The 20,152-nt window shown below is 46.4% G+C and carries 16 protein-coding genes and 1 riboswitch; of the genes, 3 read left to right on the top strand and 13 right to left on the bottom strand.

Going from position 1 to position 20,152, the window contains the following annotated elements:
- Position 1: 1 nt before the first annotated feature.
- The 4 genes from Cabys_RS18610 to Cabys_RS18595 are packed head-to-tail and all read right to left on the bottom strand — an operon-like array spanning position 2 to position 7,222.
- A complete protein-coding gene (locus Cabys_RS18610; protein ID WP_006927795.1) occupies positions 2–535 on the bottom strand; it encodes a hypothetical protein in 534 nt (177 codons plus the stop codon).
- Positions 536–538: 3 nt separating this feature from the next.
- Positions 539–1,012, bottom strand: a complete 474-nt coding sequence (locus Cabys_RS18605; RefSeq protein WP_006927796.1) for a hypothetical protein — start codon at positions 1,010–1,012, stop codon at positions 539–541.
- 16 nt (positions 1,013–1,028) lie between these two features.
- A complete protein-coding gene (locus tag Cabys_RS18600) occupies positions 1,029–2,396 on the bottom strand; it encodes a MotA/TolQ/ExbB proton channel family protein (RefSeq protein ID WP_006927797.1) in 1,368 nt (455 codons plus the stop codon).
- A gap of 44 nt (positions 2,397–2,440) precedes the next feature.
- Entirely contained in the window at positions 2,441–7,222 is a 4,782-nt protein-coding gene (locus tag Cabys_RS18595) for a tetratricopeptide repeat protein (protein WP_006927798.1), read from the bottom strand.
- Positions 7,223–7,520: 298 nt separating this feature from the next.
- Between Cabys_RS18595 and pepF the strand changes: the two genes are divergently transcribed.
- Positions 7,521–9,416 carry an oligoendopeptidase F gene (gene pepF / locus Cabys_RS18590; RefSeq protein ID WP_006927800.1) on the top strand — a complete coding sequence of 632 codons (1,896 nt, stop codon included), beginning with the start codon at positions 7,521–7,523 and terminating at the stop codon, positions 9,414–9,416.
- Between the two features lie 31 nt (positions 9,417–9,447).
- On the opposite strand, the gene Cabys_RS18585 is transcribed toward pepF, so the two are convergent.
- From Cabys_RS18585 to Cabys_RS18545, 9 genes are all read right to left on the bottom strand, one after another.
- Positions 9,448–9,708, bottom strand: a complete 261-nt coding sequence (locus Cabys_RS18585; protein WP_006927802.1) for a hypothetical protein — start codon at positions 9,706–9,708, stop codon at positions 9,448–9,450.
- A 160-nt stretch (positions 9,709–9,868) separates the two neighbouring features.
- Complete coding sequence (locus tag Cabys_RS18580; protein WP_006927803.1) at positions 9,869–11,233, bottom strand: TrpB-like pyridoxal phosphate-dependent enzyme; 1,365 nt, start codon at positions 11,231–11,233, stop codon at positions 9,869–9,871.
- 22 nt (positions 11,234–11,255) lie between these two features.
- Entirely contained in the window at positions 11,256–11,534 is a 279-nt protein-coding gene (locus tag Cabys_RS18575; protein WP_006927804.1) for a Trp family transcriptional regulator, read from the bottom strand.
- Positions 11,535–11,887: 353 nt separating this feature from the next.
- Positions 11,888–12,601 (bottom strand): SDR family oxidoreductase, encoded by a 714-nt coding sequence (locus Cabys_RS18570; protein WP_006927805.1) that lies wholly within the window; start codon positions 12,599–12,601, stop codon positions 11,888–11,890.
- Positions 12,585–13,157: a GTP cyclohydrolase I FolE gene (gene folE, locus Cabys_RS18565; protein ID WP_006927806.1), complete on the bottom strand. Its 573-nt coding sequence runs from the start codon at positions 13,155–13,157 to the stop codon at positions 12,585–12,587. Before folE ends, Cabys_RS18570 begins: the two co-directional genes overlap by 17 nt.
- A gap of 3 nt (positions 13,158–13,160) precedes the next feature.
- Complete coding sequence (locus Cabys_RS20350) at positions 13,161–13,577, bottom strand: 6-carboxytetrahydropterin synthase (RefSeq protein ID WP_006927808.1); 417 nt, start codon at positions 13,575–13,577, stop codon at positions 13,161–13,163.
- Positions 13,574–13,999: a 6-pyruvoyl trahydropterin synthase family protein gene (locus Cabys_RS20345; protein ID WP_006927809.1), complete on the bottom strand. Its 426-nt coding sequence runs from the start codon at positions 13,997–13,999 to the stop codon at positions 13,574–13,576. The genes Cabys_RS20350 and Cabys_RS20345 overlap by 4 nt, the downstream gene beginning before the upstream one ends.
- 50 nt (positions 14,000–14,049) lie before the next feature.
- Positions 14,050–15,144 (bottom strand): glycosyltransferase family 4 protein, encoded by a 1,095-nt coding sequence (locus Cabys_RS18550; RefSeq protein WP_006927810.1) that lies wholly within the window; start codon positions 15,142–15,144, stop codon positions 14,050–14,052.
- The gene (locus Cabys_RS18545; protein ID WP_006927811.1) at positions 15,137–16,915 is read right to left on the bottom strand and encodes a response regulator; all 1,779 of its coding nucleotides are present in this window, start codon (positions 16,913–16,915) and stop codon (positions 15,137–15,139) included. The genes Cabys_RS18550 and Cabys_RS18545 overlap by 8 nt, the downstream gene beginning before the upstream one ends.
- A 130-nt stretch (positions 16,916–17,045) precedes the next feature.
- On the opposite strand from Cabys_RS18545, the gene Cabys_RS18540 reads away from it, so the two are divergent.
- Complete coding sequence (locus Cabys_RS18540; protein WP_006927812.1) at positions 17,046–17,489, top strand: hypothetical protein; 444 nt, start codon at positions 17,046–17,048, stop codon at positions 17,487–17,489.
- A 24-nt stretch (positions 17,490–17,513) separates the two neighbouring features.
- A riboswitch (TPP riboswitch) is annotated at positions 17,514–17,614 on the top strand.
- A gap of 67 nt (positions 17,615–17,681) precedes the next feature.
- Positions 17,682–20,138, top strand: coding sequence for a TonB-dependent receptor (locus Cabys_RS18535; protein WP_006927814.1), 2,457 nt, complete (start codon positions 17,682–17,684; stop codon positions 20,136–20,138).
- Positions 20,139–20,152: the final 14 nt, after the last annotated feature.

The raw sequence follows: 20,152 nt of genomic DNA, 5'->3' as shown, positions 1-20,152 counted from the left end.
ATTAATCGACCACTTTTGTTCTTTCGCCGTAAGGCGAAAACAGAATGATTTCATCTTTCGGTTTGGGCGTCCAGCCCACTTCAATATTTTTTTCCCAGGCCAGTTTTCGCGCTTCTCTGAAAATGTCGTAGCTATCGGAGCGCACAATAAAGTAAAAAAATTGTTTTTGGGGATCGGTTTGATTCAACATTTCGTAAAATATGGAACCGGGCTGGCTGATTTCGGCAATACTCTCGCCCTGCGCGTCAGGCACGGGGATTAACACCTCCTGATAGGCGGCATAGGTGCGGTAGTAAAACGTTTCGGCATTTTGCGAAACAGGGAATAGCTGGTTATTTCTGCATTCGAAAATGATGCTCGCTTTTTCCGTTTCATAAACCATCGGCGTTTCGAATACAAAATCTTTAGAGCGTAATGAAAGGCTGCTGATAATGCCAATGATGACCAGCATCCCCACAATATTGGTTACAATGTCCATTAAAGAATCGATATTAAAACTAAATGAGCCAGTAGATTTTTTACCTCGCCGTCTCATCGGTTAATCCCTGCCAACTTGTAAATGCCACGTTTTGTTAAATGGTTCGTATCCGATGTCGATTTTAGCGCCCTGTAAGGCTAATTGTTTGTTTAATTCGCTAATTAAGCGGTACGCCCTTCTGAACGTCCGTTCGCCTTCTGGATAAATGGCGAATACAATGTACGTACTGTCTGCCCGTTGCTTTATCTGTTGCAGAAAAAGGCGAAAGGGCGAACGCGGTTGGTCGATCTGAACATAAGGAATTTGATCCTGCGTTTGAGTTAATAGCAGATAATTCGGATGGCATTCCACATAGGTCGGTTTTTTTGGGTTTTTTGTGGTAGTATCTCTTGACGTGACCATGATGCTCGGGGCCAACAGAGAAACCACGCTAATGGAAATAATAATAAAAGAAAGCACGCCTGCCGTACAGGTTAAGATGCTTAAAAAAGGAAATAATGTCGGTAAAAAACCTTCGGAACGTTTCCTGGCCATAGTTCTTTCTCAGTTCTTATTTGTTGATTGTCGATTGATGCGAAAGGGTAATGGTCACGGGTTTGTTCAGGTTTTCTAAAATCGGCTTTAACTCTGCCAGGCCGGTATGGATTTTTTCCATGGTCTGTTGTAACGATTTTTGCATCTCTTCTTCGTAGGTCAGGTAAGCGTTTAATTTTTCGCTCGTCTTGCTGTCTTTGGCTTCAAAGGTCTGGATTATTTTGTTCATTTCGCTAATAAGGCCCTGGTAATAACTTTCCTGCGTTTTGAGTAAAACGGATTTCATGCCTTCGGGCAGGGCCTTCAGCGAGGAGAAAATGGCTTCCAGGTGGTTGTTTACTTTTTCCAGCGACATGATTTGATCGGCCCAGAATTCCTGGTTTTTGCTGATTTGAACCAATGCGTTACTAACTTCGCTGTACTTCTGGAGCGAATCGGCAAATAAGGTTTGATGTTTTTGAATGTTTACGTTTAAATCGCTTAAAACATTGACTGTTTTGGTCAGAGCTGCAACATGGTCTTCCAGAACTTTTTGATCCAGGTGTTCAATGATATCGACTAAATGTTTTTCTTTGCTTTTTTCCTGAAAGATGGGATCAAGAATTTCGTATTCGCAGAACTCGTCGATTTCCAGCAAAAGCTCGTCTTCGCGTTTTTTTAAAGCGGAGGTGTACATCATTAAAGGCACGGTAATCAATAAACTCAGCAGCGTGGTGTCGAAGGCCACGGCCAGGCCGGTGGTCACGCCGCCCAGATGGCTTGTCACCTGTTCCAGTTCGCGGGCCGTTTCAATGACCGAGGAGAAATTACCGACCGCGTTACTGATGCCCAGCACGGTTCCCGTAAAACCTAAAAGAGGGATGACTGCCACCAGCACACGTAAAATCGTGTAGCTGAGTTCAACGTTTTCAGAATCCCGGTCGCTTTGTTCCAGTAAGGCGTCTCTTAAATCGTTGCTTTCCATGCCGCTCTGGAAGGCGCTAAAAGCCCTTTGGATGCGTTGGAAGAGGCGCGTGCGTTCAACGCCCGGCACCGCTTTGATAATATTTTTTAACGCTTCCTCCACATTTTCCGATACCGTCCAGTGAAAATGCTTTTTGGTCTCAGCGGCTTTATGTTTTTCCCAGTTTATTTCTCGCTGTTTTAAAAAGGAAATGGAAAACGACCAGGCGCCTAAAAAGGTAATCAGGTATTGAATGAATCCGCGTTCCAAAAAAAGCGCGCGTATATTTTCAAAACCTTTGATCTGACCAAGGTAATACACGCCTATTAAAACAACCAGCGTCACCCCGGCGCCTAAAAGCAAGCTGCGGGTTAAAGAGAGCGACCGAAGCGCGCTTTTCCTTTTCGTTGAAACGGGGTCTGCAGGATTTTGCTTTTCCATTATAATGCCTCCCATTTTAGTAATGGCTGCGCTGTGCTGTAAAGCTAATTTTGTAAACCAAACAAGGTCATTTTGTGTTGAAAGTTCCCCAAAACAATTTCATGGTTGCGAATTCGCGCTTTCAAATAATTAAAAATCTCATCAAAAGTGATTTTTTTGTCTTTGTTACTATCGGCGGCTCCTTTCAAAGCCTTAATCAAATTAGAAGTAAATCGGCTGGGTTTTGCGGCATTCGATGGCGTCGTCGTCAGGCCGTTGCCCATAATAAGGATGTTTACGTAAGGCTCTTTGTTGTTGTCCGCAAAATCGAATTTGATGGGACTCAATGCGGTCAATTTTTCCAGACGGTTGGAATTATTCTCAAAAAGATTGGCCTCCAGAAAACAACTGACTTTGTAAGCCGGAATGGATTTACAAATGAGATGGAAAAACTCCATATTGATGCCCGTGCTGTACAGCTTGTCTATCTGAGAGTCCTGCATTAGAAAGGTAAAGCTCTGTTGCGAACCGGAACCGTTGTTAATAATAAGTGCGTTACCCACGTAAAAGATAATCACCTCGTCCTGAGGCTCCACGTAGCGGGCAATAGTTTTGATGCCGTCAATTACCGCCGATCGCGTTGGTTGAATACCCGTAGAAAGGGACAGTGTCAGGATGTTGCTTTCCGGAATGTCTAACCCGTTGGATGCGGTTAAAAACCTCTTAAACGCATCCACATCATATTGGGCGTTGGGCAGGTCCTGGATTCGTGGGTCTTCGTAATCTTCGTTAGAGACAATCAACGCCCAGCGATTGACGCCTTTTGCTCTTTTGGGAATGGTTTCAAAGGCGTACAACAATTTGGCAATTCTGCCCACTCTGATGGTGCTTTGTGTTTCGTAGTTGTCTTTAAACTTAGCGTGTACGGTCAAAAAGTTGGCGCCAGGGACGAGGGGAAAATCGGTTACGCGGAAGGGGATGGCGTTGGGATAGGTTTCAGGATCCGGCATTTTTTGGATTTTTACATTCTTGCCATATTCCGTAATTTTTTTACCGTTTAAATCGAAGGCCACAGGTTTTTTGCCCTGGGTGATAAAGCCTTCGACGTTGATGGAAGAAGCGCGCGTGTGGTGCCCGTCTTTAGGCGCGGTAATGATGATTTTAGGCGCCTGAATGAGCTTAAGACCGGCTGTATGGCGTAAATTGTCCGGCGCAATGCTCACGTCAAACTCGGATTGTTTATCAATTTTTTCCTTAACCTTTTCTGTTGAAACCTGCGACAGGCTAAAACGATCATTCAATTCCAGACTGGTAAAACGATCTTCATATTTCTGAAAGGTATCCATCAATCCCTGCTTTTGCTGGGCGGCAATGACTTCCGGCTTTTCGCTAATGGCTACCACTTTTAAGGGGATGGCTTTCCTGGCATGAATTTCATCGATCCAAAAATCATTGGGGTCCATTTTCTGGGCTATGGCCAGGTATTCATTTCTGGTTTTAATATCTTTGTTTTTCTCGTAGGCCAGAGACAGGTAAAGGGCAAGGGTTCCCTGGGCATGGCGGTTGTTGTCGTTGTAATAGGTTTGTAAGTCAAGCAATCCGCTAATGGCCTGCTTGGCCTTGCCTTCGTAAGCCATCAGTAAATAATCCAGGGCCTTTAGCTCTTTGTTGTGCGGCGCCATTTTTAAAGCCCTGTTTAAAACATCGCGGGCTCGGCGCACATCGTTTTTAAAAAACAGCATAAAGCGGACGTACTCGATGTAGTTCTTGAGGTTGTAAGGCCGCTCTTTGATTAAGTTTGAATAAATACTGTTGGCATCGGACAGATTGTTTAAACGAATTTCGCATAATGCCAGGTTACGGCGAAAAGCCGAATGCTCGGGGTGAGTGGCGCTCAGTTCTTTCAATATTTCTCTGGCTTTCTGATAGTCGCCTTTATGCAAATAAACCAGCCCCAGATTGTTCCGGGCAAAGTAGTACCAGGGAATATCGTTGTTTATTTTGCGGAACCAGTACTCGGCGGAGATAAAGTCCTGCGATTCCATGTAATAGGCGCCCATTAAATCCATATTGTAGGGGCTTTGGGGGGCTGCTTCAAAGTATTTTCGCGTCCAGACTTCGGCTTCCAGAAAGTTACCCATTTTGATGTACAATTGCGCCAGGGAACGTAAGGCGGGCGTAACGCCAGACTGCAGTAAGATGGATCGCAAATAATTTCTTTCGGCAACGACAAAGTTTTCCAGCAGCTCGTAAAGCCGTGCTTCTTGCAGGGCGCGCTCTGGCGATTCAGGAAAACTCTGCAGCATGCCGATCAAATTGTAAATTTCTTCTTCATTGCCCAGGCCTTTGTAACAAATGGCAATGGAGGGAAATACAGACAGATCATTCGGACGGACATTTCGGTAAAGCGCGTAATAATTAAGCGCTTTTTTGTAATCATGCATGTGACGGTAGATGTCGCCTAACTTGTCGTACCTTGTAAAGGCGGAGTCCCTGGCCAGGGCCGTTTTAAAAACACGGAGCGCGGCTTCAAGTTCTTCGGTTTCTTCGTACAAAATGCCCTGTAACAGCAGAATATGGGAGTTATTCGCGTTTTTTTGCAGGGCGGTTTGATAGTAGCGCAGAGCGGTGGGATAATCGTTCATGATGTGCGCCACGTAACCTTTGTAATAGTCAATATCTTCTTCGTTAATGTAAGGCGAGGCTTTAATTTGCTCTTCCAGAAAGTGGTATGCTTCTTTTACTTTGTTTTGATAGACCATACACAGGGCGATGCGGCGCAGCACGGTGAAGTTTTGCGGATTCAATTGGAATATTTTTTTGTACTCGGCCTCAGCGCGCATAAAATCGCCGTGTCGGTACAGGTATTCCGCCAGCAGTTGATGAGATTGCAATTCATTTGGAAATTCGCGCACATATTGTTCGAGAGTGTTAAAGGCATCGGTTAATTTACCGGAAGCTTCCAGAATTTCCGTTTTAAGCTCAAAGCCATAAGGATCATCAAAATACGCCTCAGGCGAAATCTTTTTGCCCACTATTTGATTAATAATGGCTAAGGCCTGTTCGAAGTAGCCCTGCTCATAATAAAAGCGCGATAAATAGTAGAGTTCGAGCGGGCTGCGCTTTTGAGTGGAAATGCTTTTGCCCAGAACCTGCAATCCTCTTTGTCGTTGATCCATTTTGGCGTACATGGTCGCCATTTTGTACCGCAAAAAAACATCGTGCGGATTTTCTTTTAATAGTTTTCTGTAGTAATACAGCGCTTCTTTCCAGTTTTCATTTTGTTCGTACAACTGAGCGATTTCCTGATAGAGTGCATGATTGTCCGGATCAAATTCCAGCAGTATTTCAAGAAACACAAAGTATTCACGGTTGGCGCCGGTCCAGCGCAGCGTCGTTAAATAAGGCTGATAAACCTGTGGAGAAAGAATGTTCTTCCAGTTTTCCTGCGCCAGAATAAATTGGTGAGCCAATTCCGTCGCCTTTTCGCCATAACCGTTTAAACACAAAAAGCGTAAAATGGCCGAACCGTTCTGGATCAGCCAGGAGACATTTTGGGGGGCATGTTGCAATACGAGATGAATGGCCCGGTCATAATTTCTCTGTTTTTTTAGAAAGTTGAAATACTGATTTAAAAGGCGAGCATCTTGCGGAGTGGTCTTTAAAAGCGCGCTGTAAATTTCTTCGGCCTTCACAGGAAAGTTCTTTTCATACATTCCGGCCAGTTCCTGGTCAGACAGAGCCTTTTGCGTTTTTAATTGATTGATGATCTTTTGAGCGTTTTTCAGGTCTTTTTTTAGCAAGTACAACCGAAGTTGTTGCTTGAGATTGGGCGTATTTTGCGGCAATCGTTTTTTGTAAACATCCAGCGCGCGGTCAAATTCTTCAAGGTTTGTATAAACTTTTGCCAGCGATTCCCACATCTGCTCGTTGGTGGGAAAGCGGATCAGTCCTTCTTTTAAAACCTTTTCGGCCTGTTGGTATTGTTGTTCCAGTGAGTAAAGCTCTGCAATCCAGATGTAATAAGCCAGATGGTACGGATTCTTTTTTTGAAGTTGACGAAAGTATTCAATGACCGCCGGACGCCCTTTCAATTTTAGATAGACTTCAACGGTGTTAAATTCATCTTCGGATTTTTCTGCAATTTTTAGCGCTTTTTCAAATTGATTGGCGCGAATAAAAAAACGCGTGAATTCGGTGTAAATAAAGGGCGTTTTGAATTGTTTAACGCCTTTTTCGAAAAGTTTTTCAGCCTCTTCTAAACGACCGAGGTTTTCCAGGCAACGGGCGTATTGCGTGTAGAGCGTGTCGCTTTGAATCTTAAATTTCAGGCTTTGCTCAAAAAATTTTGCCGCCTGCCCATAAAGGCGGTTTTTAAAGTAAAATTCGGCAATCCCTTTTAAGTACAGCCCGTCATTGGAATGCTTTTGGGCCTCGGCGTTTAGAATGGAAATACATTTGTTGTTAAAGCCCGCTTTTAAATAAGCGGTGGCCAGGTCAAAGAGGTAATTTTGCTTTTTTTGCGTCTGATAGGCTTTTTGCAAAAAGTGAATGGCAGTAGGATATTGATAGTATTTTAAATATATTTTGCCGGCCTGGTGGCTCCAGGTATCGCTGTCCCGGGGAAGCTTTAAAGCCTGAACTTCTTTTGCCGCTTCGGTGCGCAGCAGCCCCTGCCATGCCTCTTTGGAAGTAAACTCAGCCATCAGGACTTGTTGGTACAGTTTTATCGCTGCCGAATAATCATGGTTACGTTCTGCCGCTCTGGCTTCAATCAGCTTTTGCTGAATATTGCCCAGAACGGAAATAACACAAATAAAAATGCCAAGGATAATTTTGTTAACCATCCTTACCTCCAGAAGATAAGTGCCCGAACTGTCGGATTAAAAATAATTAAACAATCTGCCTCGACATCCCTGTCTAAAAAATGCCAAAATAAATGGCTTCAACCTAAAAAGGCGTTCAGTGTAAAAGAAGGATTAAACGAATAAAAATAATTAACCTGAGTAGTAAGATTGTGTAAAGATATAGAGAATCTTTCAATAAATCAACACTAATTGGCAGAATTTATTTTTTATTTTAATATTTTTTATTAAATTTTTTGTTTCAATTCATCGGGTTTTACTAAGCAAAAAGGAGAATAAAATGTTAAAAAAAGCGGGAGTTTTAGTGATGGCATTAACATTGCTTTTTGGATCAAATTTGATGGCCGGCGATCAGGGAAAAACCTATGAAAGCCGCGATCAGATTCCTGAGAAATACAAATGGGATTTAACTCCGTTGTTTGCCAGCCAGGCGGAATGGGCAAAAGAAAGAGAAGCGGTTGAGGCCCTTATCCCTGAATTTAAAAACTATCAGGGAAAGTTAGCCACATCGGCGCAAACCCTGCAACAGTGCCTGGATTTTATGACCGACGTGTTAAAACGTTACTACAAATTGTCGGCATACGCCTCACGGCTTTCGGATCAGGATACCCGGGAATCGGGACCCATGGCCATGCGGCAGGAAATCAGCCAGGTCGGAAACAAACTGTCAGCCGCCATGTCCTTTATCGAGCCGGAAATTTTATCCATCCCGCAGGATGTGATAGATAAGTTTTTTAAAGAAAATCCCAAACTGGCGGTTTATCGTCAATACATCGACAATATTCAAAGGATGAAGCCGCACACTCTTTCTCCCCAGGAAGAAAAAATCATTGCCCATGCCGGATTAATGAGCGACACGCCTTATGATATCTACGGTATCTTTAAAAACGCAGATATGCCCCGGCCGGAAATTACCCTGCCCGACGGCAAAACTGTAAAACTGGACGACGCCACCTACACCCTTTACCGCGCCGATGACAATCGCGATCTGCGAATAAAGGTTTTTGAGCAGTTCTTTGGCGCCTACAAGCAGTTTGAAAGAACCTTTGGGACGGATTTGTACAGTCAATTAAAAAAAGATTTATTCTACAAAACGGTGCGCAAATATGATTCCTGTCTGGAAGCGGCCTTAACGCCCAATAATATTCCTACTTCGGTTTACATGAATTTAATCGAAAGCGTGAATGAGAATCTGCCCACCTTACACCGCTATTTAAAACTGCGCAAAAAAATGCTGGGCGTGGACGAACTGCATTATTACGACATGTACGCGCCTCTGGTGCCAAAGGTGGACTTAACCTATTCCGTAGATGAGGCGGAGGATTTGATTCTGGAAGCTCTGGAACCTCTGGGCGACGAGTATGAGGACGTTTTGAAAAAAGCTTTCAATGAACGCTGGATTGATATGTTCCCCAACACGGGCAAACGTTCCGGCGCCTATTCTTCCGGTGCGGCCTACGATGTGCATCCTTATATTTTAATGAATTTCATGGGGAAATATGAAGATGTCAGCACTCTGGCGCACGAGCTGGGCCATACCATGCACAGCTATTTTTCCAATAAAAACCAGCATTTTATTAACGCCCAGTATCCGATCTTTCTGGCGGAAGTGGCTTCTACCTGCAATGAGGCGCTGCTGGTAAACCACGTTTTAAAAAAGATTGACGATCCTAAAAAACGGCTGTCCATTCTTGGCAACCAGCTGGAAACGTTTCGTACCACGCTATTTCGTCAAACGCAATTTGCTGAATTTGAGTTAAAAATTCATGAACTGGTAGAAAAGGGCGAAGCGCTAACCGGCGATAAGCTTTCCAGAATTTACCTGGATATTCTCAAAAAGTATTACGGACACGATGCGGTGACTAAAATTGAAGACTTGTACGGCATCGAATGGGCCTACATTCCACACTTTTACTACAACTTTTACGTTTTTCAATACGCAACCTCGCTTTGCGCTTCCACGGCGCTTTCTGAAAAAATAATGAAAGAAGGCAAGCCCATGGCCGATAAATACGTAAAAGAATTTTTAAGCGCCGGCAGCTCGGATTACGCCATTCCCATTCTGCAAAAAGTGGGCGTGGATATGACCACCAAGCTGCCTTACGAACAGGCCTTTGCCAAAATGAATCGCATTATGGATGAGATTGAAAAATTACTTGAAGAAACAGAAAAGTAAAATTTTTAAACCCCGGCTGGCCCGGGGTTTTTTATTTTTGCTGGGCTTTCTGGATTAGTTCGTAAATGCTGAGGATTTTGGGCCTGGGCGGCTGGAAGAGATGAGTCAGCTCTTCTGGCTGGTAATGGGCGTTCAAATATTCATCGATGGGCAGGGTTTCGAACCAGCAGTCGCGCACCTTTGAACAAAGCTTGCCGAAGTTTTCATGACGGCAATAGGAAAAGGTTATGTCGTGCCCTAATTTTCGGCAGTAGAGTTTTAAGTGGTCGAATTTGTTTTTTTTCGCATCCATGTATTTGTTCTCCTAAATTAAAGGGCCTGTTCCAAAAGTTAAAGACAATGTATTTTTTTATAAATATTCATTTGACGTCGACTTTGAGACACCCACAAAAATAAGGAACGCAGGATTTTGTTTCCTGCGTTCCGATCCGTTAAGCACGTTATGAACTCGTTTACGGTTTGGGTAAACCATCCAGCACTTTCAGGAATTTCTGCATCTCTTCGTCGGGCAAAGCGTAGTCCTGCAGTTCGCCTTCAAAATATTTTTGATAGCCTGTCAGGTCCATTAAGCCGTGACCGCTCAGGTTAAAGAGGATGACCTTTTCCTTGCCTTCTTCTTTGGCTTTTTTGGCTTCCTGAATGGCCGCGGCAACGGCGTGGCTGGTTTCTGGCGCCACGATAATGCCTTCGGTGCGGGCAAAGGTCACGGCCGCTTCGTAGCATTCTAACTGGTGCAGCGCTTTGGGCGTGGCCAGCCCGTCGTTAATCGCTCCGCTTACCAGGGGCGCGATGCCGTGATAACGCAAACCGCCGGCGTGAATGGGCGGAGGAATAAAGGCGTGGCCCAGTGAGTGCATGGGCAGCAACGGCGTCATTTCCGCGGTGTCGCCAAAATCGTAAACGTACGGCGCGCGCGTCATGGTCGGGCAGGATGCCGGCTCTACAGGAATGATGTCGATCTCGGCGCCGTTGATTTTGTCGTACATAAAGGGGAAGGCCAATCCGGCAAAGTTGCTGCCGCCGCCGGCGCAGCCGATGACCACATCTACCTTCTTTTCGCCGATTTTTTCCAGCTGCTTTTTCACTTCCAGACCGATGATGGTCTGATGCAGCATTACGTGGTTCAACACGCTGCCTAACGAGTAGCGCGTTTTGCCCGAAGGATCGGTCACGGCCTCTTCAATGGCTTCGCTGATGGCGATGCCGAGGCTGCCAGGCGTATCTGGTTGCTCTTTGAGAATTTTACGACCGGTTTTGGTGTAAGGACTGGGACTGGGAATGCATTTACCGCCCCAGGTTTCCATCATAATTTTGCGGAACGGTTTCTGATCAAAGCTAATGCGCACCATGTACACTTTGATTTCCAGCCCCACCAGGGCTCCGGCAAAGGAAAGGGCGCTGCCCCACTGACCGGCGCCGGTTTCCGTGGTCAATTTTTCGATGCCAAATTGTTTGTTGTACCAGGCCTGAACAACGGCTGTGTTGGGCTTATGGCTACCCGGAGGCGAAACGCTTTCGTTTTTGTAGTAAATTTTAGCCGGCGTGCCTAAAAATTTTTCCAGAGCGTACGCGCGATGCAGCGGCGTTGGACGCCAGCGGTACAAAAGCGCGAGCACTTCTTCGGGAATGTCAATCCAGCGCTCCTGACTGACTTCCTGTTCAATCAGGTTCATGGGGAAAACGGGCGCCAGCATATCCGGCGAAATCGGTTTGCCGTCCGGACCCAGCGGCGGCGGAACGGGCGTGGGCAAATCGGGCGCCAGGTTGTACCATTGACGCGGCATTTCATCTTCGTTTAGAACGACTTTTACTTGCATTGATCCTCCTTAATTTTAAAGATTAACCATCCGTTTGATATTGACTGATTGCTTTTTTTAAAATGGAATTGCGCTTCTTCAGCTCTTTAGACCCCCTGGTTATTTTGCACAGACTTAAATGAAGGTCTTTGGCAATTTTGCGCTGCGGCACGCCTTGATCTAACAGTTTAACAATTTGCCAGCGCGACGAAAGCGTTTTTACTTCTTTAGGGGTCAACAGACTCTCTAAAAATCTGGCAATGGTTTTAGCATCGTCGGTTTTTGCTAAAAATTCACAGATTTCAGAAAAATGTTTGTCCACTCGTTTCTCTCCACAGTAACTGTTACTATTAATAGTAACGAAAAGAATACGAAATATTGTGTTTTAAATCAAATAATTGTGATGATAATTAATTTCACCTTTTTTGGGGGATTTTTTTAGGCGCAGCAAAGAATAGAAAGAGAGGAACATCGTTTTGTGCAACAGACTTTACCTCCCACGCCCCTACATAAACGGTGGTAGGAATTCGCTACATTTTCAGAAACAGATTTGAATGACAGACTAACCATTTAACCATTCAACCATTCAACCATTCAACCAATTAACCATTTAACCAACCCAGCATTACAAAAATATTCGCACGCTAAAGCGTTTGATCTTTTGAGCTAAGTGTTTTAAAAGAGGCCGTTCAAATTTTCCAGTGAAATTTCATTCAAGTTGACGTGCTGCGGAGCGTTTAGCGCCCATTCCACGCCACGGGCCACATCCTCGGGCTGCAGCATGTTCTGGCGGTCCCAGTTCAACCCCAGGCGGTCGTGCAGCGGGGTGTTAACCGAGGCGGGAAAAACGGACGAAACGCGGATTTTCTGCGGAGCGAGTTCAAGACGCAACGTTTCGGCCAGGGCGCGCAGGGCAAATTTAGAAGCGGCGTAAGCGCCCCATTCTGGAAAAACTGTTTTACCGGCAACGGAGTTAATGAAGATAATCTGCGCGTAATCGGTAAAAAACTCTTTTAAAACCTGTAAAAGGGCAACCGGCGCCAGCAGATTGGTTTCCATTAACTGACGCCAGTCGTTTAACGGCATTTCCAGCGCCCGGCCGGTTTTGGCGATTCCGGCGTTGAGCACGGCGGCTTTAAGCTTCATCTGTTTAGATTTTATCCAGTCGCCCAGTTGATTTAGATCATGGGCGCAGGTCAGGTCTGCTTTAAACCATTGCACCTTGCCGCCTGTCACGTGAATTTGATGGCTCAATTCGCTTAAGCGCGATTCGCTTCTGGCAATCAAAATGAGGTTCCAGCCGGCGGCTGCCAGTCGCCTGGTAGTGGCCAGGCCAATTCCTTTAGTGGCTCCGGTAATGAGAATCCATGGATCAATAGGGGGCTTCAACGCGAGGACTCCTTATCAGGCTTAAAAATTCGGCGCGTGTCTTTTCGTCGTCTTTAAACGAGCCGAGCATGGCCGAGGTGATCATTTTAGCTTTGTCTTTTTGAACGCCGCGCATCATCATGCACATGTGTTGGCCTTCTACCACAACGCCAACGCCGTCGGGGTCTAACGCGTCGTTTAACAGGTGGGCGATTTCCAGCGTCATTTTTTCCTGAATTTGCAGGCGACGGGCAAACATGTCCACAATGCGCGGAATCTTGCTCAGCCCCACCACTTTGCCGCGCGGAATGTAGCCCACATGAACCACGCCAAAAAAAGGCAGCAAATGGTGTTCGCACAGGCTGTAATATTCGATGTTGGCCACCACCACCATCTCATCGTAATCAACATCAAAAATAGCATTGTTAATGATTTTTTGGGGATCGGCCTGGTAGCCTTTGGTTACTTCGCGAAACATTTTAGCCACGCGGAACGGCGTATTTTTCAATCCCTGGCGTTCCGGATCCTCGCCAATGCCCAGCAAAATTTGACGAACGGCTTCTTCCATACTTTTCATTTTTCAGGCTTTCCTTTCCAGTTCAAAATAGTTGTTGTTCGTTTCCCATAATTTAATCTTGAAAAGTTTGTTCCCTAAATATTTTTCGAGCTCCTGCCACAAAAATTGAATGATTTCTTCGCCGGTGCTGCGCCGCGTTTTAAAATAGTCGATTTCAAGATCGAAATGGCGGTGCTCCAGCGGATCGATTACCGAGTGAACCGCGCTGTCCAGCGTCGGTAAAGGGATGATCATGCCGCTTTGTTCGTCAACCGCCCCTCGCACCGTAACCTCCAGGTAGTAGTCGTGGCCGTGGCCGTTGGGGTTGTTGCATTTGTCGTAAATCCGTCGGTTAAAATCGTCGTCTTTTTGCGGCGCGTGTAAACGATGCGCGGCGCTAAAAGTGTAAACTTTAGACAGGCTGATCTGTCGACGGCTCATTCTTCCTCCCGCCAGACATCCACATAAAGATCATGCCTTTCGTAAAGGCGAATTCGTTCCAGCTTGATGCCGTTTTCCTTGCGGATTTGTTCATCCAGAAGGTCGAACAAAACCAGCGCAATGTTTTCTGTAGTGGGGATGCGATCTTTAAAATAAGGCGTATCCAGATTTAAGAATTTGTGGTCAAACTGATCCACAATTTTCCCGGCAATTTTTTTTAGCGTTGAAAGATTGATGATCATGCCCGTTACCGGATCTACCTTTCCGCTGACCGTAACGTGCAGTTCATAATTGTGGCCGTGGCCGTAAGGGCTGGTGCACAAACCAAAAACTTCGTTGTTTTTTTCTTCCGACCATTCGGCGTTCCAGTAACGATGACTGGCCGAAAACTCGAATTTTTTAGAAATGGTAACCTGTTTCATCGCCTTCCTGTATTATTGTTTTAATTGTACCATGTAACGGTAATCAGGAGCTATCTATTCCCGAAAAAATTGGCGCGCTTTAGCAGTTGAGCGGCCGAGTTTTGCCAGCTAAATTGTTTTACGCGCTCTTTGCCGCTGGCTCCCATTTTGTTTCGTAATTTAGCGCTGCCAATTAAAGTTAGCAATTTTTCACTCAAAGAATCAATATCGCCTGGGGGGCACAACAATCCCTGTTCCGGGGTTACAACCTCTGGTATGGCTGTGGAAGCATAGGCGACGATGGGCAGGCCAAAGTACATGGCTTCTAAAAACACCAGGCCAAACGTTTCGTGATAGCTGGGCAGGCAAAAGATGTGCGCGCTACGGTAATAACCGGCCAGCTGCGTTTGATCTTTAAGGTCGCCGACAAAGGTGATTTTGCCGGTAAGATTCAACTGCCGGGCCAGCGATCGGTTTGCTTCTGCTTGCGGTCCGCCGCCCACTACAATTAAACGCACATTGTCAACTCTGGCGACTGTTTTTTTAAAGGCCAGAATCAAATCTTTAATGCCCTTTCGCGGATACTGGCGGGCCACAGACAGAATGACGGTTTCTTTCAGAGAAAGCGGCTGGCAGGCGTTCTTCCATTGCCGCCATTGTTCGAGGTCGATGCCCAGCGGAATGACGGCAATGCGGCTGGCAGGTGTTTTGTAAAGCTGATGAAGGCGTCGGGCGGTGTAATGCGAGGGCACAACGGTCAGGGCGGCGCTTTGAACGTTCTGGCATTCGCGCCGGGCGAGATGCTGTAGAATGCGTGCGATTTTCCCGCGCTCAAAGCGAATAATATCGGCCAGGATGCCGGCGTTCAAAACCACTTTGGGCGCTGTTAAACGCTTCAGGGCGTAGCCGTCAAAATCGCTGCCAATGACCAGATCGAACTCCTCAAAACGCTGTGCGGCCAGGGCGCGGTTGAATTTTAACCGCCGCAGAGCAATATTTAAGTAGGAGTCGCCCCGAAAAGAGGGATGGAAAATTTGAACGTGGTATCCTGCTTTTTGAAAGGCTGCCGCGTAACCGAGAATCATGCGCACCACGCCCGAACCGACAGTTAAATCGAGCGGAAACGAAGTGAGCATCGCGATCTTTAAGGGGCGCAAATCAGACATTTCTGAAAAATTCGTTCATTCCGTTGTTCGAGTTAGATTCCTGTAAAACATCGACGAGTTCGTGTTCGCGGGCGATTTTATTGGCAAAGATTTGAATTTGTCCGGCAATGTGGTCGTCTTCGCCGCGCATCAGATTGGCCAGAAAACGTTCGAAAAATTGCTCGGGGTTGCCAAAAATTTTGCTGATTTTTTCATTGCCTAACTCGCAACGGGCCATTAAAAAGGGATCCTGACGCATTTTGCCTTCGATCCACGAAAAGGGAAACAGTTGCTGCACATGGACGATGAGCTGGTTGCAGGCTTCAATGATCTTGTTGACCTGCGAAAAACTATTCTGGTTAACCATCAGGTCGGCGCCGGTTTCCAGATAGTAGATGCGTTCTAAAAACTGGCTTACGGTCAGTCCGCGCCAGATCAGCCCAAACTGTGGAGCGATGATTAAAGGCGCCGGCGTTAATTTTTTTACCTGATCAATGGCATATTTTAAAACATTGCCCGTGGGAATATTTGCCTGATGAAACTTGCGCACCACGTCCCAGTCTTCTTCCAGCGCGTAAAGGCGGCTGGCCTGGGCCACGTCAATAAACGAGCTGAACAAAATTCCCGAAAACAGAATACGCGTTTGTAAGTCGTAAATCATGAACGACTCCAGCTCCGGCGAAAAGGGCACCTTGATGATTTGTAGCGAATGATCGGTGGCCAGCTTCAGAATATCGTTTTTTAAGCGGTCTGTTGGCTTGACATAACGCGGATTAATGCCCAGCGGTTTAAGATAAGCGAGGATCTGCCGGCTGGTCAGGTAGATCAGTTTTTTATTGGCTTCCTGAATTTTTTGAAAGTTGAGCGTCAGCTCGGGCGAAGAGCTGGTTAAGGCCAGCACATGCACATGGCTCAGACTGCCCAGCAGACTTACGATTTTTTCTTTGTGTTGATCAAAATAGATATCGGAGCCCGCGTAAAACTGGAAGTTGATCTTTTTTTCGCCGGAATCAAAAACGCGGATGAAACTGTTCACCTGCAGATGCTGGTCAATATCGCGATGGCCCACCCACCAGAGCGTTTCTTCCACAACGGGAATCAGTTCGTTTAATTTGGGGCTGGAAGGTTTAGGCGTTTTACGTTTGATTAATTCCGGTTTCAGGCCAATATCAATCGGTCGAATGACAAACAGACCGCTGTTCCACATGCGCAGGTTATCCAGCGCGCGCGTCGGCGAAAAATCGGAATAAAAGATATCTTTGATTTCGCCTTTTTCAACCATGATTTTGCCCATTTCGCCCTGGTTGTAAAGAATGATCGCGCCGGTAATGCTTTTTTCGTGGCAGAGCTGCAAGATGTCGTCCAGGGAGTAGTCTTCCAGAGTGCCCTTTAACTGCACCACCAGCTCGCGCGTGTTCTTGATTCGACGGAAAATGGCTTCGATTTTCGCCATCACCTCGTCCAGGTTAAAGGGCTTAAGAATAAAGTCATCGCCGCCGGCTTTAATGCCCTCCAGCAGGCGCTCGCTCTTGGCCGTTAAAAAGATGAATGGCAGGTTGCGCGTGATTTCGTTGTTGCGAATCATCTTGCAAAACTCGATGCCGTCAACCTCGGGCATGGCAATGTCAGAAATGATCAGGTCGGGCAGGGTGTTGCTGATGGCTTTCCAGGCCTCTTCCACATTCTGGGCGGTAATCACTTCAAAATCGCCCGACAGTTCAAAAATACGCTGCAGAGACTGAAGAATGGACTCTTCGTCGTCAACGATTAAAACGGTGCGTCTGTTAGCCATGATGCATCCTTATTAGCGTTCTTTTTTTGCTGAAAGATAGGCATAAAATAAGCATGATTCAAAAGATTTGATTTTTGAGTTAAAATTTGGCAATTTTGTTCCTACAAAACGAAGCAAAAGTGAGGATGCCATGGCAGATTTAATGACGAAGATTCGTAAAGCAATAGAAGATACGCTGGATGCCGCGAAAGGGAATGCTCAAAACCTGAAAGAGATCGCACAGGATTACGGGAAAACCGCCCGCCTAAAGTTTGAACTACACCAGTTAAAAATTAGCAAACGCAAAAAATATGAGCTGTTGGGTAAAACCGTTTTCCCCTACCTGGCGGCCAACGATTACAAAGGCCTGAAAAAACACGAGACGCTGAGCGTTTTGTTAGACGATATTAAAAACATTATCAACGAGATTCAGTTGACTCAAAACGAACTGGAGCAACATCTAAAAAATAAAGGCGAAGGCGGCGCCCAGGAATCGAAAGAAAAGATTAAAGAGGAAATTTTGCAAATCGAATCGGAAATCGAATCGCGTCTGGAGGAAATTAAAAAGATTCAGGAAGAAACGGGAGAAAAATAACCGGACCGTTTTATAAAATAAAATAGCAGTCCGTGGGGGTGCTTCTGGTAAAACCAGAGGCTGAGAGCAGACCCCTTGAACCTGATCTGGGTAATACCAGCGCAGGAAACGGCAAAAAAAATAACACATTTTTTTAAAGCCATTTCCTGCATGGGAAGTGGCTTTTTTGTTTAATAGAGAGGAGGCATAACCATGCGTGTTTTATTTACGCTAAGTTTAATTGTTTTATTTATGGCAACGCTGGTCTTTGCCGGAAAAAATCCGGTGATATCTGGCGTGGTGGTCGATGATCAAACGGGCAGGCCGCTGGTTGGAGCTAATGTGTTCATTCCGGCAACTTCCATCGGCGCCACCACCGATCTGGACGGCTATTTCAAATTACCGCCTTTACCGCCCGCCACGTACGAGTTGCGCGTTACCTTTATGGGTTACAGCGCGCGGGCCATTCGGCTGGAAAAGGTAAGCGCAGACACTTTTTTGACCATTGAGATGAATCAGGATGTTCTGGAGGGCCCGCGGATTACGATCACCGCCACGCGGGCTGTAGAACGCGTAACGCCCATTACCTTCAGCACGGTCCAGCGGGAAGAAATCGCCCGTCGCCGCACCATTCAGGATATCCCCGAACTGCTTTCGGAACTGCCTTCCACCACCTTTTACTCAGAAAGCGGCACGGGTTTGGGCTACAGTTATTTGAGCATCCGCGGTTTTGATCAGCGCCGCATTTCGGTGATGATCAACGGCGTGCCGCAAAACGATCCCGAAGATCACAATGTGTACTGGGTCGATTTTCCCGATTTTTTGAGCAATGTGGAAAACATTCAGGTGCAGCGCGGGGCGGGAAGCTCATTTTACGGACCTGCGGCCATCGGCGGCTCCATCAACATTTTAACCAACTATTTTTCTTTACAAAGAAATGTTTCCGCGTCGGTGGGCATCGGTTCCTTTAACACCAGGCGCTACTCACTGGCCTACAATTCCGGATTGTTGAAAAAGCGCTTTGTGATTTACGCCCGGGCCTCGCGCATTCAAACCGACGGCTATCGCGATCTGGCTTACATCGATTTTAAGAGTTATTTTTTAGGCCTGGCGCACTACACCAAAAACAGCACGTTGCGTTTGCAGTTTTACGGAGGCCCCATCGAAGACGGCTTAACTTACACCGGTATTCCGCGGGAGTACAACGCCGACTCCCGCCTGCGCAAGATGAATTTTAACTGGTGGGATTATTCGGAAGACGGCAAAACCATCTACTATTCTCCGCGCCGCAAAGACGAGATCGAAAACTTTAATCAGCCCCATTTCGAAATTTTACACGAATATCGTTTAAATGATCGTATGACGCTCAACAACACGCTGTTTTACATTAAAGGCTACGGCTTTTTCGACTACGACGGCAGCTGGGGCACGCCGGAATATTTTCGCCTGACCCCGGAGTACGGCTATGATGTGCGGGAAATTCCGTCTGACGCCCTGATCAGAGCTTACGTGGACAACAATCAGGTGGGCTGGTATCCGCAATTGTACATTAAAACGCATCTGGGTGAGCTGGTGCTGGGCGGCGAATTACGCGTCCATCGTTCGCTGCACTGGGGGCGCTTGCAAAAAGGGAGCGGACTCCCGGCAGAGGTGGTTGGCGACGGCGCCCGACGCTACTACCAGTACCGCGGCGCCAAAGACATCGCTTCGCTTTACTTCCATCAAACTACGCGCATCCGGCCCCGTTTAACGCTCATGTCCGATTTGCAGTACGCTTACAAAAAATATCGCCTGTACGATGAAAAGTATGTGGGCAACGATTTTAGCGTGCCTTACCATTTTCTTAACCCGCGTCTGGGGTTGAATTACAATCTGACTTCTCGTTTAAACGGCTACGTCAACCTTTCTTACACGCAGCGCGAACCGCGTTTAAAAAACCTTTACGATGCCGCCGAAGCCAGCTACCCGGAAGACTGGGGGTACAAAGTTCCGCAATTTGAGTTAAATCCCGACGGCACCTACAATTTTGACAAACCGCTGGTCAAGCCCGAGGCTCTGACCAACCTTGAGCTGGGCATGGGCTATCGAACGCACAATCTGGTTCTGAACGTGAACTACTATTACATGAGTTTCCGAAACGAAATCATCAAAAGCGGGCAGTTAGATCGTTTTGGTCAGCCTATTACGGGCAATGCAGACCGCACGCGGCACCAGGGCGTTGAATTGAGCGCCAACCTGCAGCTAACGCCAAAGTGGAATTTGCGCCTTAATTTTACCGGTAGCGAAAACAAGTTGGTCGATTACAGGGTTTATGACTGGTCGGGGCAGGCCACGGATTTAAGCGGCAACACCATCGCCGGCTTTCCGGATGTGATTGCCAACGGTCGCTTAACCTACAACTGGCGAAATTGGTATGCTTCGCTGCAATGGCGTTACCAGTCCGCTTTTTACACGGATAATTACCAGAACGAACGCAACAAGGTGGATGCCTTTGATCTGTTTAATTTTGATTTGCGCTACCAATTTAACCTGTTCGACGGCGTGAAGCTAACCACGCAATTGCGTGTTGCAAATTTATTGAATAAAAAGTACCTTGCTCATGGCGAGGGAAAGGAGTTCTTTCCGGGCGCGCCGAGAAACTATTTTATTAACTTTAAGATCGCTTACTGACCAAAAAGGCTGCC

This window comes from Caldithrix abyssi DSM 13497, assembly GCF_001886815.1.
GTDB classification, from domain to species: Bacteria; Calditrichota; Calditrichia; order Calditrichales; family Calditrichaceae; genus Caldithrix; species Caldithrix abyssi.
The sequence above is the reverse complement of the archived record's forward strand: the minus strand, read 5'-3'. Positions and strand labels throughout refer to the sequence as shown.

Bases quoted from the DNA above. Each gene is read 5' to 3' on its own strand.
- Cabys_RS18600 (WP_006927797.1), bottom strand. From the start codon at position 2,396: ATGGAAAAGCAAAATCCTGCAGACCCCGTTTCAACGAAAAGGAAAAGC.
- Cabys_RS18545 (WP_006927811.1), bottom strand. From the start codon at position 16,915: ATGGCTAACAGACGCACCGTTTTAATCGTTGACGACGAAGAGTCCATT.
- Cabys_RS20345 (WP_006927809.1), bottom strand. From the start codon at position 13,999: ATGAAACAGGTTACCATTTCTAAAAAATTCGAGTTTTCGGCCAGTCAT.
- Cabys_RS18610 (WP_006927795.1), bottom strand. From the start codon at position 535: ATGAGACGGCGAGGTAAAAAATCTACTGGCTCATTTAGTTTTAATATC.
- folE (WP_006927806.1), bottom strand. From the start codon at position 13,157: ATGAAAAGTATGGAAGAAGCCGTTCGTCAAATTTTGCTGGGCATTGGC.
- Cabys_RS18585 (WP_006927802.1), bottom strand. From the start codon at position 9,708: ATGGATGCGAAAAAAAACAAATTCGACCACTTAAAACTCTACTGCCGA.
- Cabys_RS18605 (WP_006927796.1), bottom strand. From the start codon at position 1,012: ATGGCCAGGAAACGTTCCGAAGGTTTTTTACCGACATTATTTCCTTTT.
- Cabys_RS18540 (WP_006927812.1), top strand. From the start codon at position 17,046: ATGGCAGATTTAATGACGAAGATTCGTAAAGCAATAGAAGATACGCTG.
- Cabys_RS20350 (WP_006927808.1), bottom strand. From the start codon at position 13,577: ATGAGCCGTCGACAGATCAGCCTGTCTAAAGTTTACACTTTTAGCGCC.
- Cabys_RS18595 (WP_006927798.1), bottom strand. From the start codon at position 7,222: ATGGTTAACAAAATTATCCTTGGCATTTTTATTTGTGTTATTTCCGTT.
- Cabys_RS18580 (WP_006927803.1), bottom strand. From the start codon at position 11,233: ATGCAAGTAAAAGTCGTTCTAAACGAAGATGAAATGCCGCGTCAATGG.
- Cabys_RS18550 (WP_006927810.1), bottom strand. From the start codon at position 15,144: ATGTCTGATTTGCGCCCCTTAAAGATCGCGATGCTCACTTCGTTTCCG.
- Cabys_RS18535 (WP_006927814.1), top strand. From the start codon at position 17,682: ATGCGTGTTTTATTTACGCTAAGTTTAATTGTTTTATTTATGGCAACG.
- pepF (WP_006927800.1), top strand. From the start codon at position 7,521: ATGTTAAAAAAAGCGGGAGTTTTAGTGATGGCATTAACATTGCTTTTT.